Origin of the sequence: Kocuria flava (assembly GCF_001482365.1) — a bacterium.
GTDB lineage: Bacteria > Actinomycetota > Actinomycetes > Actinomycetales > Micrococcaceae > Kocuria > Kocuria flava.
Map to the genome: position 1 here is coordinate 2,994,711 of NZ_CP013254.1, position 13,413 is coordinate 3,008,123.

Here is a 13,413-nt window from a genome sequence, read left to right on the forward strand (position 1 = left end):
GAGGAGTTGGGAAGAAGGTAACGGGGGCGCTCGGCCCTCGAGGGCGGGAGCGCTCTGCCCCGGGGTCAGCGGCGCTCCGCCCCGGGAGTCCCGACGCGCAGCCCCCGGGGCAGCTGCGCCCACCCCCGGGAGCCCTGGCGCGCAGCACCCGGGCCGCCGGCGCTCAGCACCCGGGCCGCCGGCGCTCAGCCCCGGGGGTAGTGGCGCTCGGCCTCGCCGACGTAGAGCTGCCGGGGACGGCCGATCTTGGTCTCGGGGTCCTCGATCATCTCGCGCCACTGGGCGATCCAGCCGGGCAGGCGGCCGATCGCGAACAGGACGGTGAACATCTTCTCCGGGAAGCCCATGGCCTTGTAGATCAGGCCAGTGTAGAAGTCGACGTTCGGGTACAGCTTGCGCTCGACGAAGTAGTCGTCGGCCAGGGCCTTCTCCTCGAGGCGCATGGCGATCTCGAGCTGCTCGTCGTTGCCGCCGAGCTTCTGGAGGATCTCGTGGGCGTAGTCCTTCACGATCCGGGCGCGCGGGTCGTAGTTCTTGTACACCCGGTGGCCGAAGCCCATGAGGCGGACGCCGGTCTCCTTGTTCTTGACCTTCTCCATGAACGCCTCGGGCTCGATGCCCTCCTGCTGGATCCGGTTGAGCATGGCGAGCACGGCCTCGTTGGCGCCGCCGTGCAGGGGGCCGTAGAGGGCGTTGATGCCCGCGGAGACGGAGGCGAACATGTTCGCGTGGGAGGAGCCGACGAGGCGCACGGTCGAGGTCGAGCAGTTCTGCTCGTGGTCGGCGTGCAGCATCAGCAGCACGTCGAGGGCCTTCGCCATGGCCGGGTCGATCTCGTAGTCCTCGGCGGGGACGCCGAAGCACATGCGCAGGAAGTTCTGGGTGTAGTCGAGGTCGTTCTGCGGGTAGAGCAGCGGCTCGCCCTTGGACTTCTTGAAGGCGTAGGCCGCCAGGGTCGGCACCTTGGCGAGCAGGCGGATCGTGGAGATCTCGACCTGCTCCTGGTCGAACGGGTCGAGGGAGTCCGCGTAGAAGGTGGACAGGGCCGACACGGCCGAGGAGAGCACCGGCATCGGGTGGGCGTTGCGCGGGAAGCCGTTGAAGAAGCTCTTCAGGTCCTCGTGGACCATGGTGTGGCGGCGGACGCGGGTGTCGAAGTCGCTCAGCTGCTCGGGAGTGGGCAGCTCGCCGTAGATCAGCAGGTAGGCCGTCTCGATGAAGCTGGAGTGCTTGGCGAGCTCCTCGATGGGATAGCCGCGGTAGCGCAGGATCCCGTTGGCGCCGTCGATGTAGGTGATCGCGGAGCGCGCGTTGGCGGTGTTCACGAAGCCCGGGTCGTAGGAGACGTTGCCGGTCTCCTTCAGCAGGTTCGAGATGGCGTAGCCCTTGTTGCCCTCGGTGGCGTCCAGGACGGGCAGCTCGAGCGCCCTGCCGTCCTCGTACGCGAGCTGGGCCGTCTTGGTCGCCTGTGCAGACTCAGTCATGGTAGTCCTCCACGGATGGGATTCAGGGGCCCTGACCCGGAGCGGGCCCGCCGGGCACCTCCTCGGGCGCGACGGGAACGTGTCACGGGACACGGCGTCAGTCGGTCTACAACCTACCTCTTCGCGCCGCGCACGGACCAATCCCGGCGCGGCGCGAGGGGCCCCGCGGGCGGGTCTCAGACGGCGGTCAGGCGCTCGACGGCGGCGTCGATCCGCTCGTCGGAGGCGGTCAGGGCCAGCCGCACGAAGCCTTCCCCCGCCGTGCCGTAGAACACGCCGGGGCCGACGACGACGCCCCGCTCGGCGAAGCGCCGGACGGTCTCCCAGGTGTCCTCGCCGGCGGTGCACCACAGGTACAGCCCGGCCTCGGAGTGGACGACGCGCAGCCCGAACGCCTCGGCGGCCGGCACGAGCCGCTCCCGGCGGGAGCGGTAGCGCGCCTTCTGCGCGAGCACGTGCTCGTCGTCGCCCAGGCCGGCGCGCATCGCCTCCTGCACGGGGGCGGGCACGATCATCCCGGCGTGCTTGCGGGAGTTGACGAGGTTGCGCATCAGGGTGGCGTCGCCGGCCAGGAACGCCGCACGGTAGCCGGCCACGTTGGACTGCTTGGACATCGAGTACGCCGACAGCAGCAGGGCGTCGTCGCCCCCGGTGACCCGGGGGTCGAGCACGGAGGGGACGGGCGTCCCTCCCTGCTGGACGTCCCAGGCGCCCCAGCCCAGCTCGGCGTAGCACTCGTCGGAGGCCACGACGGCGCCCTGGGCGCGGGCCTGGTCCACGATCCGGCGCACGGAGTCGAGGTCCCGCACGATGCCGGTGGGGTTGCCCGGCGAGTTGATCCACACCAGCCGCACCCGCGCCCGGACGTCGGCGTCGAGCTCGTCGAGGTCGTCGGCGGCGACCGCCTCGGCCCCGGCCAGGCGGGCGCCGATGTCGTAGGTCGGGTAGGCGACCGTGGGGCGCACGAGCACGTCGCCGGGGCGCAGGCCCAGCAGCAGGGGCAGCCACGCGACGAGCTCCTTGGAGCCCACGGTGGGCATCACGGCGGCCGGGTCGAGCCCGGGCACGCCGCGCCGACGGGCGTACCACGCGGCGATCGCCTCGCGCAGGGCGGCGGTCCCGTGCGTGGTGGGGTACCCGGGTGCGTCGGACGCGGCGGCCAGGGCGCGCTGCACGACCTCGGGGGTGGGGTCGACGGGCGTGCCGATCGACAGGTCCACGACCCCGCCGGGGTGCCGGGCGGCGAGCTCCCGGTACGGGACCATCGTGTCCCAGGGGTAGTCGGGCAGGTCCAGCCCGAAGGGCCGGGCCCCCGACGTCACTGGGCGCCCTGGTTCTGCGGGGGCAGGCCGGCGATGATCGGGTGGTCCTTGTGGGTGTTGCCGAGCTTGGCGGCCCCGCCCGGGGAGCCGAGGTCGTCGAAGAACTCGACGTTGGCCTTGTAGTACTCGGCCCACTCCTCCGGGGTGTCGTCCTCGTAGTAGATGGCCTCGACGGGGCAGACCGGCTCGCAGGCCCCGCAGTCCACGCACTCGTCGGGGTGGATGTAGAGCGAGCGCTCGCCCTCGTAGATGCAGTCCACGGGGCACTCCTCGACGCAGGCCTTGTCCTTCACGTCGACACAGGGCTGGGCGATGACGTAGGTCACGGGGGTTCGTACCTTTCTGCTGGGGTGCTCCGCCCAGTCTAACGACCGGCCCGGCACTACGATGTCGGGCATGGAGCAGCCGTCATCAGCGTCAACATCGTCATCCCGCGTCGCTGCCGGGGAGGCGTCCGCGCCGGCGGACGGTCCTGCGGCCCCCCCCGGCCCGCCGTCCGCGGCGGGGCGCGCGGCCCTGCGCCTGCTCACCGGCCTGCCGGCGGGCACCCGGGTGAGCGTGCGCCGCGCCCTGCCCGACGACGTCCCCGGGCTGACCGACGCCCTCGGCGAGCTGGTCCGGGCGGACGAGGCGGGGGTCACCGTGCGCACGCGCCGCGGGGACGTCGTGATCGCGGCGCGGGACCTGCGCGCGGCGCGGGCCGTGCCGCCTCCGCCGCCGCGCCGGGCACCCCGCGGGCGGCCCGTGGACTGACCGGACGGCCCCGGGCCGGAGGGAGCAGCTCCCGCGGGCCGGGTTCGGACGAGGTCCCACCGGCGCGGCGTCCCCGCGGCGGGGACCCGGGCCCGCGGACACGGCTCCGCCGGCGCGCGGCAGGACCGGATCGACCGGGCGGGCCGGCCCGGTGCGGCGGTCTCCGCGGCGAGCGCCCGGTCAGGCCGTGCGCAGCTCCCGCCGGCGGGTGCGCACCCAGCGGGCCGTGACGAGCACGGAGAGCAGCGTCGTGGCGAGGACCACGACGAACCAGGCCACGCCCACCACGCCGATCGGCGCGTCCGGGTCGGTGACGACCAGCGCGGACCCGTCCCGGCCCCGGGCGAGCAGCCACGCCAGGACGTAGGCGACGAGCCCCGGCACGGCGGCGGCCCACACGCGGTGCGTCGCGGTCCCGGCCCAGACGGACAGGCACAGCAGCAGGGCCGCGCCGAAGGCGAGCCCCCAGGGCAACCACCAGCCCGTGCCCGAGTACCAGATGGACCCGTGCAGGACGGTGGCCACCGACCCGCCGAGCAGCCCGGCGAGGACGGAGGTGGCCAGGGCCGAGACCACGGTCGCGGGCGGGTCCGCGTCCCGCCGCGGTCCCGGGCCGGCGCCGGCGCGCGGGGTCCCCGGTCCGGGGGCCCCGGGACCCGCGCCGGGTGGGCCCGCCGCCGCGGCGTCCCCGGCGGGCCGCTCGTCCTGGCGGCGGTCCCCGCCGAGCAGCCGGTAGGTCTCGAGGGCGCTGAAGGGCTGCCACACGCCATTGGAGAGGGCGAAGCGGGTGCCGTCGGCGTCGAGCACGAGCTGCGTGGCGTGGGCGGCCATCGCGGCCCGCTTGCGCTCCGCGGAGCCGTGCACGGCGGCCTGGGTCCGGGCGTCGCCGGGCCGGGGCTCGCCCTCGGCCGCCCACACCAGCGGGACGGACCAGGCGTCCCCTCCCGCGCCGGGCCGGGCGGCGAGGGCGACGGCACGCACGGCGACCTCGTGCGTGCGCACGTGGTCGGGGTGGCCGTAGCCCCCGTCGTCGTCGTAGGTCACGAGGACGTGGGGACGCAGGGCGCGCACGGCCGCCGCCACGTGGGCGCCCGCCGCCCCCGGGTCGGCGGCGGTGAGGCTGTGCGGCGAGGAGTCCTCCGCCGGGCCGGCGCGGCCGTCGGCGCCCCAGGCCATGCCCGAGTCGGTGTAGCCGCCGGTCGCGGGCAGCTCCGCCGACCCGTCCCGGGCCGGGGGCTCCCCGGCGAAGAAGCGGTCGGTCACGCCGAGGGCGGCCGCGGCGTCGTCCAGCTCCCCCACCCGGTACAGCCCGAGTGCGGTGCCGCCGTCGCCGGCGCGCTCGGCCTCGAGGTGGCGCAGCGGCTCGGGGACGACCTCGCCGCGCTCGCCGCGGGTCATGGTCAGCAGCACGACCTGCGCGCCGAGCAGCGCGTAGTGGCCCATGGTGGCGCCGGTGGCGATCGACTCGTCGTCGGGGTGCGCGTGGACGAACAGGAGCCGGGCGTCCTCGGGGCGCAGCCCGGCGGGCAGCAGCCCCGGCAGGGCGTCCTCGCGCACGAGGGCGCCCTGCTCGGGGTACTGCGGGACGGGCTGCGTCACGGCCGCTCCAGGTGCCCGGGGCTCAGGCGCGGGCCCGGGCCCGGTTCGCCTTGAGGCGCTCGTTGGCGTCGAGGATGACCTTGCGGATGCGGATCGCCTCCGGGGTCACCTCCACGCACTCGTCCTCGCGGGCGAACTCGAGGGACTCCTCGAGGGTGAGCTTCTTCGGCGGGGTGAGGTTCTCGAAGGAGTCCGCCGTGGAGGAGCGCATGTTGGTGAGCTTCTTCTCCTTGGTGATGTTGACGTCCATGTCGTCGGCGCGGGCGTTCTCGCCGACGATCATGCCCTCGTACACCTCGGAGGTGGGCTCCACGAAGAAGGTGCCGCGCTCCTGCAGGTTGATCATCGCGAACGGGGTCACCGCACCGGCGCGGTCGGCGACCAGCGAGCCGTTGGTGCGGTACTCGATCTCCCCGGCCCACGGCTCGTAGCCGTCGGCGTAGGAGGAGGCGATGCCGGCGCCGCGGGTCTCGGTGAGGAACCGGGTGCGGAAGCCGATCAGCCCGCGGGAGGGGACGCGGAACTCCATGCGCACCCAGCCGGTGCCGTGGTTGGACATTCCCTCCATGCGGCCCTTGCGGGCGGCCATGAGCTGGGTGACGGCGCCGAGGTACTCCTCGGGGACGTCGATGGTCATGTGCTCGTAGGGCTCGTGCACCTTGCCGTCGACCGTCCGGGTCACGACCTGGGGCTTGCCCGCCGTGAGCTCGAAGCCCTCGCGGCGCATCTGCTCCACGAGGATCGCCAGGGCGAGCTCGCCGCGGCCCTGGACCTCCCACGCGTCGGGGCGCTCCGTGGGGAGCACCTTGATCGAGACGTTGCCGATCAGCTCCTTGTCGAGGCGGTCCTTGACCTGGCGGGCCGTGACCTTGGCGCCCTTGACCCGGCCGGCGAGCGGGGAGGTGTTGATGCCGATGGTCATGGAGATCGCCGGGTCGTCCACGGTGATGCGCGGCAGCGGCCGCGGGTCCTCCGGGTCGGTGAGGGTCTCGCCGATGGTGATGTCCTCGATCCCGGCGACGGCGACGATCTCGCCGGGGCCGGCGGACTCGGCGGGCACGCGCTCGAGGCCCTTGGTGGCCAGCAGCTCGGAGATGCGCACGTTCTTCAGCTGCCCGTCGGCGCGGGCCCAGGCGACGGTCTGGCCCTTCTTCAGGGTGCCGTTGAAGATCCGCAGCAGGGCGAGACGGCCCAGGAACGGGGAGGCGTCCAGGTTGGTCACGTGCGCCTGCAGCACGCCCTCGGGGTCGTAGGAGGGCGCGGGGATCCGCTCGATGATCGTGCGGAACAGCGGCTCGAGGTCCTCGCCCTCCGGGAGGGCGCCGTTCTCGGGCTGCTCGAGGGAGGCCCGGCCGGCGCGGCCGGAGGCGTAGACGACGGGGACGTCGAGGACGGCGTCGAGGTCCAGGTCCGGCTCGTCCTCGGCGATGTCGGAGGCCAGGCCGAGGAGCAGGTCCATGGACTCGCCCACGACCTCCTCGATGCGGGCGTCGGGGCGGTCGACCTTGTTGACCACGAGGATCACGGGCAGCTTGGCCTCGAGGGCCTTGCGCAGCACGAAGCGGGTCTGCGGCAGCGGTCCCTCGGAGGCGTCGACGAGCAGCACGACGCCGTCGACCATGGACAGCCCGCGCTCGACCTCGCCGCCGAAGTCGGCGTGGCCCGGGGTGTCGATGACGTTGATGGTGATGGTCTCGCCGTCGGCCGAGGGGCCGTCGTAGAACACCGTGGTGTTCTTGGCGAGGATGGTGATGCCCTTCTCGCGTTCGAGGTCGCCGGAGTCCATGACGCGCTCCTCGACCTCCCCGTGCGCGGAGAACGCGTTCGTCTGCTGGAGCATCGCGTCCACGATGGTCGTCTTGCCGTGGTCGACGTGGGCCACGATGGCGACGTTGCGGAGGTCGGCCCGGCGGGCGGTGGAGGTGGTCATCGGCATGCGCGTGGGTTCTCTCTTCGGGTGGGGAGGCGTCAGGAGGAACGACCTCCCGTGGATGCGCCCGTGCGGCGCCGCGGCGGCCCGGTCGCGTCCGGGCGGGGCGCCCTGGGAACGGGCCGCCGACCATTCTACCCCGCCGGGCCGCCGTCCCGCTGTGATGCACCCGACGGACGGGCTGCGGGCCGGGCCGTGCGCGCGCTCCGCAGCCGGGGCTCGGTCCGCAGCCGGGGCTCGGGTCACCGCGGTCCCGGGGCGCCGGGCGCCGACATCGGGGCGGAGAACCGGTCCGCCGCCGTTGCGGGGCCGCCGTCGCGACGGGACCGGCACCTGGCCCGCCGCCGCTGCGGGGCCGCGGCCGGGCCCGCCGCCGCGACGGGACCGGGAACCGGTCCACCGCTGCTGCGGAGCAGTCCTGGGCCGCGGACCGCCCGTGCCGCCGGGCGGTGGTGCACCGCGCCGGTGGTGTGGTGCACGGGCGGGTCGTGCACGGCTCGGCGGCGAGGTGCCGCACTCCTCGACCCGGCCGTCCGCGCACCCCTTCCCCCCTTGTGGTGTCGGAGGCACGCGGGAGGATGAGCCCATGTCGACGACGACGACGGCGCCGCTGCCCGCACCGGCCGCTCCCTCCCCGGGGGCGACCGCCTCGGTGCGCACGGCTGCCGCGGGACGTCCCGGACCCGGTGCCGGCGAACCGGCCGCCCCGGGGTCCGCGGGCGCCGGGCCTGTCGGGAGCACGGGTCCGAACGCCGGGGCCCCCGGTGCCGCGCCGTGTCCGGCCGGGGCCGCCCACGCCGGACCTGCTGCCGCCGGGTCCGCGGGCGGCGGGCTCGCCGGCGCAGGGGACGTGGACGCCGGGCCCGGGGCGCACGCGCGGGCCGCCGTGACGGGGATGCTGGCCGCGCAGGCGGCGGAGTCCCGGGCCGTGGCCGTGCGCCTGCGGTGCGTCGCCCGGCTCTTCGGCGCCGTGCGGGAGGCGAGGGTGGCGGAGGCGCACGAGGCACTGGCCGCGTGCGGCGAGGCCTCCGGGGCCGGTGGTGCACGCCGCGTGGACGGCTGCGGGCTCCCCGGCAACGGCAAGCAGTCGTCCCCGAGGGCGGCGACGCGCCTCTCCTCCCCGGCCGGGGACCTTCCGGCAGCGGCGGGCACGAGCTCCGCGGGACCCCGGCAGCACGGGAGGCACGGACTGCCGTCCGCGAGCGCTCCGCACCGGCACCGTTGCGCCGCGCCGGGTGCGGCTCGGACCGCTCGCCGCGTGCACGACGAGCTGCTGGCGGGCCTGACCCGGCACCGGCTCGTCCTGGAGACCGCCGCCGAGGTCGGCGTCGCCCTGCGACTGCCGGCCGGCACCGCCGCGACCGTCGTGGCGGAGGCCCTCGTGCTGATCGAGGACCTGCCCGACGTGCTCACGGCCCTGGAGGCGGGGACGATCACGTGGCCGCACGCCCGGGTCGCGGTCCAGCAGTGGCAGGAGCTCGTGGACGAGGCACCACGGGACGCCCTGCCCGTGGACCGTGCCGTCGTGCTGGTGCAGGAGATGCTCGAGCGGGCCCCGCACGTGACGGTCGCCCAGCTGCGCGCCTTCGCGCACCGGCGCCGGGCGAGGCTGCTCGCGGACGCCGAGGAGCGCCGCCGCAGGGCGGCGCGCAAGCACCGGACCGTGTGGGTCGAACCGGCCGAGGACGGTCTGGCCTGGGTGCACGCCCTGCTCGACGCCCCCGTGGCCCGTGCCGTCGAGGACCGTGTCGAACGGCTGGCCGGGACGGTGCTGGCCGCGGAGCGGCAGCGGGTCCCGGACGGGCTGCAGGCGAGGCCGGGCACCGGGCCGGAGGACCGGGAGCAGAGGTCTGCCGGTGAGGTGCGCGCGGACGTGCTGGCCGATCTGCTCCTCGACGGCGAGCTGCCGGAGCGCTCCGGGGTGCCTCGGGGGATCCGTGGCCGGGTGTGCGTGACGGTGCCGGTCGGGATCCTCCTCGCTCCGGACGCCGCCGCAGGGTGGACGAGCTCACCGGCGAGCGGGGCCGCTGCGGAGCTGGAGGGCTACGGGCCCATCGGCGCGGAGGTGGCGCGCCGGCTGGCCGCCGGTGCCGGCTCCTGGCACCGGCTGCTGACGCACCCGGTCAGCGGGGTCGTCCTGGAGCACGACCGGAGCGTGTACGCCGTGCCGGCCGACCTGCGCCGTCATCTGCGGGTGCGGGACGACACCTGCCGCTTCCCCGGCTGCCGCCGGCCGGCCGGCGGCGCGGACGTGGACCACACCGTCGCGTGGGAGGACGGTGGGACCACCGGCGCGTCGAACCTGGCGCACCTGTGCCGGCACCACCACCTGGTCGAGCACCGGGGCGGCCCCCTCGGGCAGTGGTCGGTGCGCCGCGTCCCCGGTCCGGGCGGTGCGAGGGACCCGGGGGTGCTGGAGTGGCGGTCGCCGTCGGGGGTCGTGCGCCGCACCGTCCCGGAGACGGCCGGACCGGAGGCGAGCCGCGTCCTGGATCCCGGCGGGCCGCCGGGAGGCCGTCCCGGCGGAGGGCGAGCAGGGCACGGCACCGATTCCGCTCTGCCCGGGACGGCGGCGGGTGCATCCCACCGTACCGGCGCGGACGATCACCCGCCGTTCTGAGTGCCGAGGCCGTCCGGAGGTCACGGCACAGCAGGTCGGTGCCGGGTCCGTCGCCGGCCCGACGGCGCACCGCGGCACCCCCTCAGCACGCCTGTGGCAGAAGCCCCCGGGTCACCGCCGGGCCCGGACCGTCACCAGGAGGGCAGCGCGGGCAGCGGCCCGTCGGCCTCCACGTTCTCCGTCTCGCCGCGGGCCAGCCACTCGAGCAGCCCCTCACGGTCGGACTCGACGCGCAGGGCGCCGTCACCGACGACCCACTCGTCGCGCTCCTCGGTCACCAGGGTCATGCCCGGGGCGCCCTTGGCGCGCATCGTCCGCACCGCGGCCTCGAGGGCGTTGAGCAGGGAGTCCGGGTCGGCCTCCTCGATCGTCCAGGCGGTGTCGAGGTCGTGGTGGTGGACGACGACCTCGGCGATGCGCAGGGCAACGAGCGAGGTCGCCGGGACGGGCTTGCCGTGCAGGTCCACCTCCTCGACCACGATCTCGCCGCTGAGGCGCTGGGCCTGCTCGGCGAAGTACGCCGCGGACTCCCGGGCCTCGCGGACGAGCTCCGCGCGGGGCAGGGCGGCGAGCTCGGCGATCTCCTGCGCCCGTGCCTCGGGCGAGGGGTAGACGCTCTTCTGCTCCCCCGTCGTGACCCAGTCGATCAGGTTCACGAGCCGGCGGCCGTTGGACGCGAGGTGGGCGACGACGTCGGCACGGGTCCAGCCCTCGCACATGGAGGGAGAGGTCAGCTCGTCCTCGGAGAGCGACTCCACGGTGGCGAGGTAGGTCTCCGTCTCGCGGTCGAGGCGTTGCAGGTCCGAGTGCAGTCGTGCGGGATTGATCATGCGTTCACCCTAGCGGCGGGCCGTGGGACGAGCCACGGACGGTGGACCCCTGATCGATACCGGCTCCGTCCGAATGCCCGTCGTGCCGCAGGGACGGTGGCACGGGCACTCGGTCGAACGCCCGCTGCGCAGCACGTCGGCGGGTCTCGGAGAGGGTCCCGAAGGGCTCGAGGAGCAGTTCGTCGCCCGTCGCCCGGCGCCGTCGCGACCACGTCCCCGCGATCCGCCCGCCGGCCACGACCGTCGGGCGGAACACTCCGTTGCCCCCGGGCACGATCCGGCGCGCGTGGGCCGGGGCCAGCACGTGGGAACGGTCCCCGTAGCCGAGGACGAACTCGTCGAAGGGCGGCAGCAGGAGCACCCGCGAGGCGCGCCGCGTGCTTCCGGGCAGCGCCGCGAGGACCTCGGGGGCGCACCACAGCAGCCGCCCCCGGCGGTCCCGGACGGCGACGACGTCGTCGATCACGGCCGCCGCGGCGCGCACGGTGGCCCGGGGCAGGGCCGCCCACCGGGCCGCCTCCTCCACGGCGACGGGACCGTGGCTGCGCAGGTACCGGCGGATCCAGCGCACGACGACGGGAGGCACCTCCGCGGCGGGCGGCGTCACCGCGGGAAACGCTCCCGTCGTGGACCGGCCCGCAGCGTCCGGCCGTGGTGCTGAGCTCGTCCCCGTCGCGCCCGGCCCCCGCGCTGAGGCCGTCCCGACAGGGCCCTGGTCCGGGGCGGGGATCATCCCGGCCGGCCTCGATGTGCCTGCGGGCTCCTCCGGCTCCGGGCCGTTCCCTCCGGGCGGGAGCCACTGCTCCACGGGCACGACGAGCTGGTCCCGTCCGTCGCCCGTGAGCGGGCCGAAGCACAGCGTCGCGTCCAGGTGCAGCGCGAGCATGAGGTGGTAGGCGAGGCCCGGGACGCCCAGCAGCCCGGCCTCCTCCCACGCGGCGTGCAGCCGCTCCCGCGGTTGCGGCCCGTGCTGCAGGGCGCCGAGTGCGGCCTCGCGCGCCGGCTCCAGGCGCTCGGCGATGCCCAGGTCCCGGCGCCGCGCCGCCGTGGAGGCCTCGGTCCGCGGCCCGAGCACGGCCAGCCACGCGCGCAGCTCCTCGCCCGGGACGAGGTGCAGCGTCCCGCGCATCGGCCAGGTGCGGACGATCCGGGCGTCGTCGAAGGCCTCCCGCACCCCGGCGGAGCCGCCGGACCGGCGCAGCCCCACCGAGACGAGAGCGCCTGGCAGGTCCTGGGCCTGCACCGCGCCGAGCCTCCGGACGACCTCGTCCGGAGAGAGCTGTCCGGGCTCCGCCAGCCCGTGCGCGAGCAGCCGGGCCAGGCCGATCTCCCGGTCGGTGAGGACGGGCAGGTCGGGCTCGGCGGGGCCCACCGCATCCCCGGCGTCCACGGCGTCCCCGGCGGTCATCCGAGGGCCTTGCCGCGCTGCTCGGGCAGGGCGAACGCCGCCGCCGCCGCCACGAGGAACGCCGCGCCGAACGCGGCGAACACCACGATGAGGTCGTACTGCTCGCCGCCCAGGACCAGCAGCGGGGGCACCGACAGCGGCGCCAGGATCGACGCGATGCGTCCGAAGGCGGCCGCCGCGCCGGTGCCCGTGCCGCGCACCGCCGTCGGGTAGAGCTCCGGGCCGATCGCGTAGAGCGCTCCCCAGGCGCCGAGGTTGAAGAAGGACAGCGCCATCCCGGAGGCGATCACCTGCCAGGGCTGCACGACCGTGCCCATCGAGGCGATGCCGAACAGCAGCGCGCTCGCGGCCGAACCGCCCAGGAAGGACGCCAGCGTGAGCCGCCGTCCCCAGACCTCGATCAGCCAGGCCGCCGCCGCGTAGCCGGGCAGCTGCGCCAGGGTGATGACCAGGACGTAGCCGAAGGAGCGGGTGAGGGTGAACCCCTGCTGCACCAGCAGCGTCGGCAGCCAGGTGAACGCCCCGTAGTAGGCGAAGTTGATGCAGAACCACACCGTCCACAGCGCGGCGGTCCGCCCGCGCAGGGCCGGCCCCCAGATCCCCGCCTCGGCCGAGGGCCGATCCGCCCCGGGCAGGGCCGACGCGCCGGGCTCCGGCGCACCGGAGTCCACGGTGCCGCGGTCCCGGCCGCGGGACCGTGCCGTTCCGCGCCAGGCCACCGGGCGCGCCTGCTCGAACAGCCGGACGGCCGCCTCCGCCTCCTCCGTGCGCCCGGTCCTCTCGAGGAAGCGCACCGACTCCGGGAGGCTCCACCGCACGACGACGGCCCACACCGCGGGGACCAGCCCGATCACCAGCGCCCAGCGCCAGCCGTCCGGGGAGGCCGGCACCACGAAGTAGCCGACCAGGGCGGCCAGGATCCAGCCCACCGCCCAGAACGACTCGAGCCACACCACGACCCGCCCGCGGATCCGGCGCGGTGCGTACTCCGCCACCAGCGTGGAGGCCACGGGCAGCTCCGCACCGAGACCCAGGCCCACGACGAAGCGCAGCACGATCAGCACGGCCACGGACCCCGCCAGCGACGAGGCCCCCGTGGCCAGGCCGTACACGAGCAGGGTCAGTGCGAACACCTGCCGGCGCCCGAGCCGGTCGGCCAGCAGCCCGCCCAGGCTCGCACCGACCGCCATCCCCACGAACCCGATCGAGGCCAGCAGCGACAGCTCGCCCGAGCCCAGCCCCCACTGCTGGGCGAGCGCGGCCATGACGAACGAGACCAGGCCCACGTCCATCGCGTCCAGCGCCCAGCCCACCCCCGAGCCGACGAGCAGCCGGCGGTGCTGCGTGGTGAAGGGCAGGCCGTCCAGGCGCTCGGCCCGGGTGCGGACGCGGGCGCCGCCGGGCCGCGGGGTCTCGTGCATGCTCCGGTCCTTCCCGTGGCGCCGCTGCGCGCCCGGCTCGTCCGCA

Annotated in this window: 10 protein-coding genes; 2 read left to right on the forward strand and 8 right to left on the reverse strand. The window is 75.5% G+C overall.

Annotated features, from left to right (window positions below):
• Positions 1 to 185 precede the first annotated feature (185 nt).
• From AS188_RS13375 to fdxA, 3 genes are all read right to left on the reverse strand, one after another.
• A complete protein-coding gene (locus AS188_RS13375; RefSeq protein WP_083529461.1) occupies positions 186 to 1,484 on the reverse strand; it encodes a citrate synthase in 1,299 nt (432 codons plus the stop codon).
• Positions 1,485 to 1,660: 176 nt separating this feature from the next.
• Positions 1,661 to 2,749, reverse strand: a complete 1,089-nt coding sequence (gene dapC / locus AS188_RS13380) for a succinyldiaminopimelate transaminase (protein WP_058859949.1) — start codon at positions 2,747 to 2,749, stop codon at positions 1,661 to 1,663.
• 53 nt (positions 2,750 to 2,802) lie between these two features.
• Entirely contained in the window at positions 2,803 to 3,132 is a 330-nt protein-coding gene (gene fdxA / locus AS188_RS13385) for a ferredoxin (RefSeq protein ID WP_058859262.1), read from the reverse strand.
• A gap of 226 nt (positions 3,133 to 3,358) precedes the next feature.
• Here fdxA and AS188_RS13390 point away from each other — a divergent pair, with 226 nt between their 5' ends.
• The gene (locus tag AS188_RS13390; protein ID WP_058859263.1) at positions 3,359 to 3,559 is read left to right on the forward strand and encodes a putative acetyltransferase; all 201 of its coding nucleotides are present in this window, start codon (positions 3,359 to 3,361) and stop codon (positions 3,557 to 3,559) included.
• Positions 3,560 to 3,739: 180 nt separating this feature from the next.
• Here the strand turns inward: AS188_RS13390 and AS188_RS17550 are convergent, their stop codons facing one another.
• On the reverse strand, positions 3,740 to 5,158 hold the full coding sequence (locus AS188_RS17550) for a PIG-L family deacetylase (RefSeq protein ID WP_236944990.1): 1,419 nt from the start codon (positions 5,156 to 5,158) through the stop codon (positions 3,740 to 3,742).
• A 22-nt stretch (positions 5,159 to 5,180) separates the two neighbouring features.
• A complete protein-coding gene (gene typA / locus AS188_RS13400) occupies positions 5,181 to 7,088 on the reverse strand; it encodes a translational GTPase TypA (protein ID WP_058859950.1) in 1,908 nt (635 codons plus the stop codon).
• Positions 7,089 to 8,346: 1,258 nt separating this feature from the next.
• On the opposite strand from typA, the gene AS188_RS13405 reads away from it, so the two are divergent.
• A complete protein-coding gene (locus AS188_RS13405) occupies positions 8,347 to 9,708 on the forward strand; it encodes an HNH endonuclease signature motif containing protein (RefSeq protein ID WP_169798000.1) in 1,362 nt (453 codons plus the stop codon).
• A 131-nt stretch (positions 9,709 to 9,839) separates the two neighbouring features.
• Here AS188_RS13405 and AS188_RS13410 read toward each other — a convergent pair whose 3' ends face one another.
• From AS188_RS13410 to AS188_RS13420, 3 genes are read right to left on the reverse strand one after another with little or no spacing between them, the layout of a single operon-like run.
• Positions 9,840 to 10,538: a maleylpyruvate isomerase family mycothiol-dependent enzyme gene (locus AS188_RS13410; RefSeq protein ID WP_058859265.1), complete on the reverse strand. Its 699-nt coding sequence runs from the start codon at positions 10,536 to 10,538 to the stop codon at positions 9,840 to 9,842.
• A 4-nt stretch (positions 10,539 to 10,542) separates the two neighbouring features.
• A complete protein-coding gene (locus AS188_RS13415) occupies positions 10,543 to 11,946 on the reverse strand; it encodes a winged helix DNA-binding domain-containing protein (RefSeq protein WP_058859266.1) in 1,404 nt (467 codons plus the stop codon).
• Complete coding sequence (locus AS188_RS13420) at positions 11,943 to 13,367, reverse strand: MFS transporter (RefSeq protein ID WP_058859267.1); 1,425 nt, start codon at positions 13,365 to 13,367, stop codon at positions 11,943 to 11,945. The genes AS188_RS13415 and AS188_RS13420 overlap by 4 nt, the downstream gene beginning before the upstream one ends.
• Positions 13,368 to 13,413: the final 46 nt, after the last annotated feature.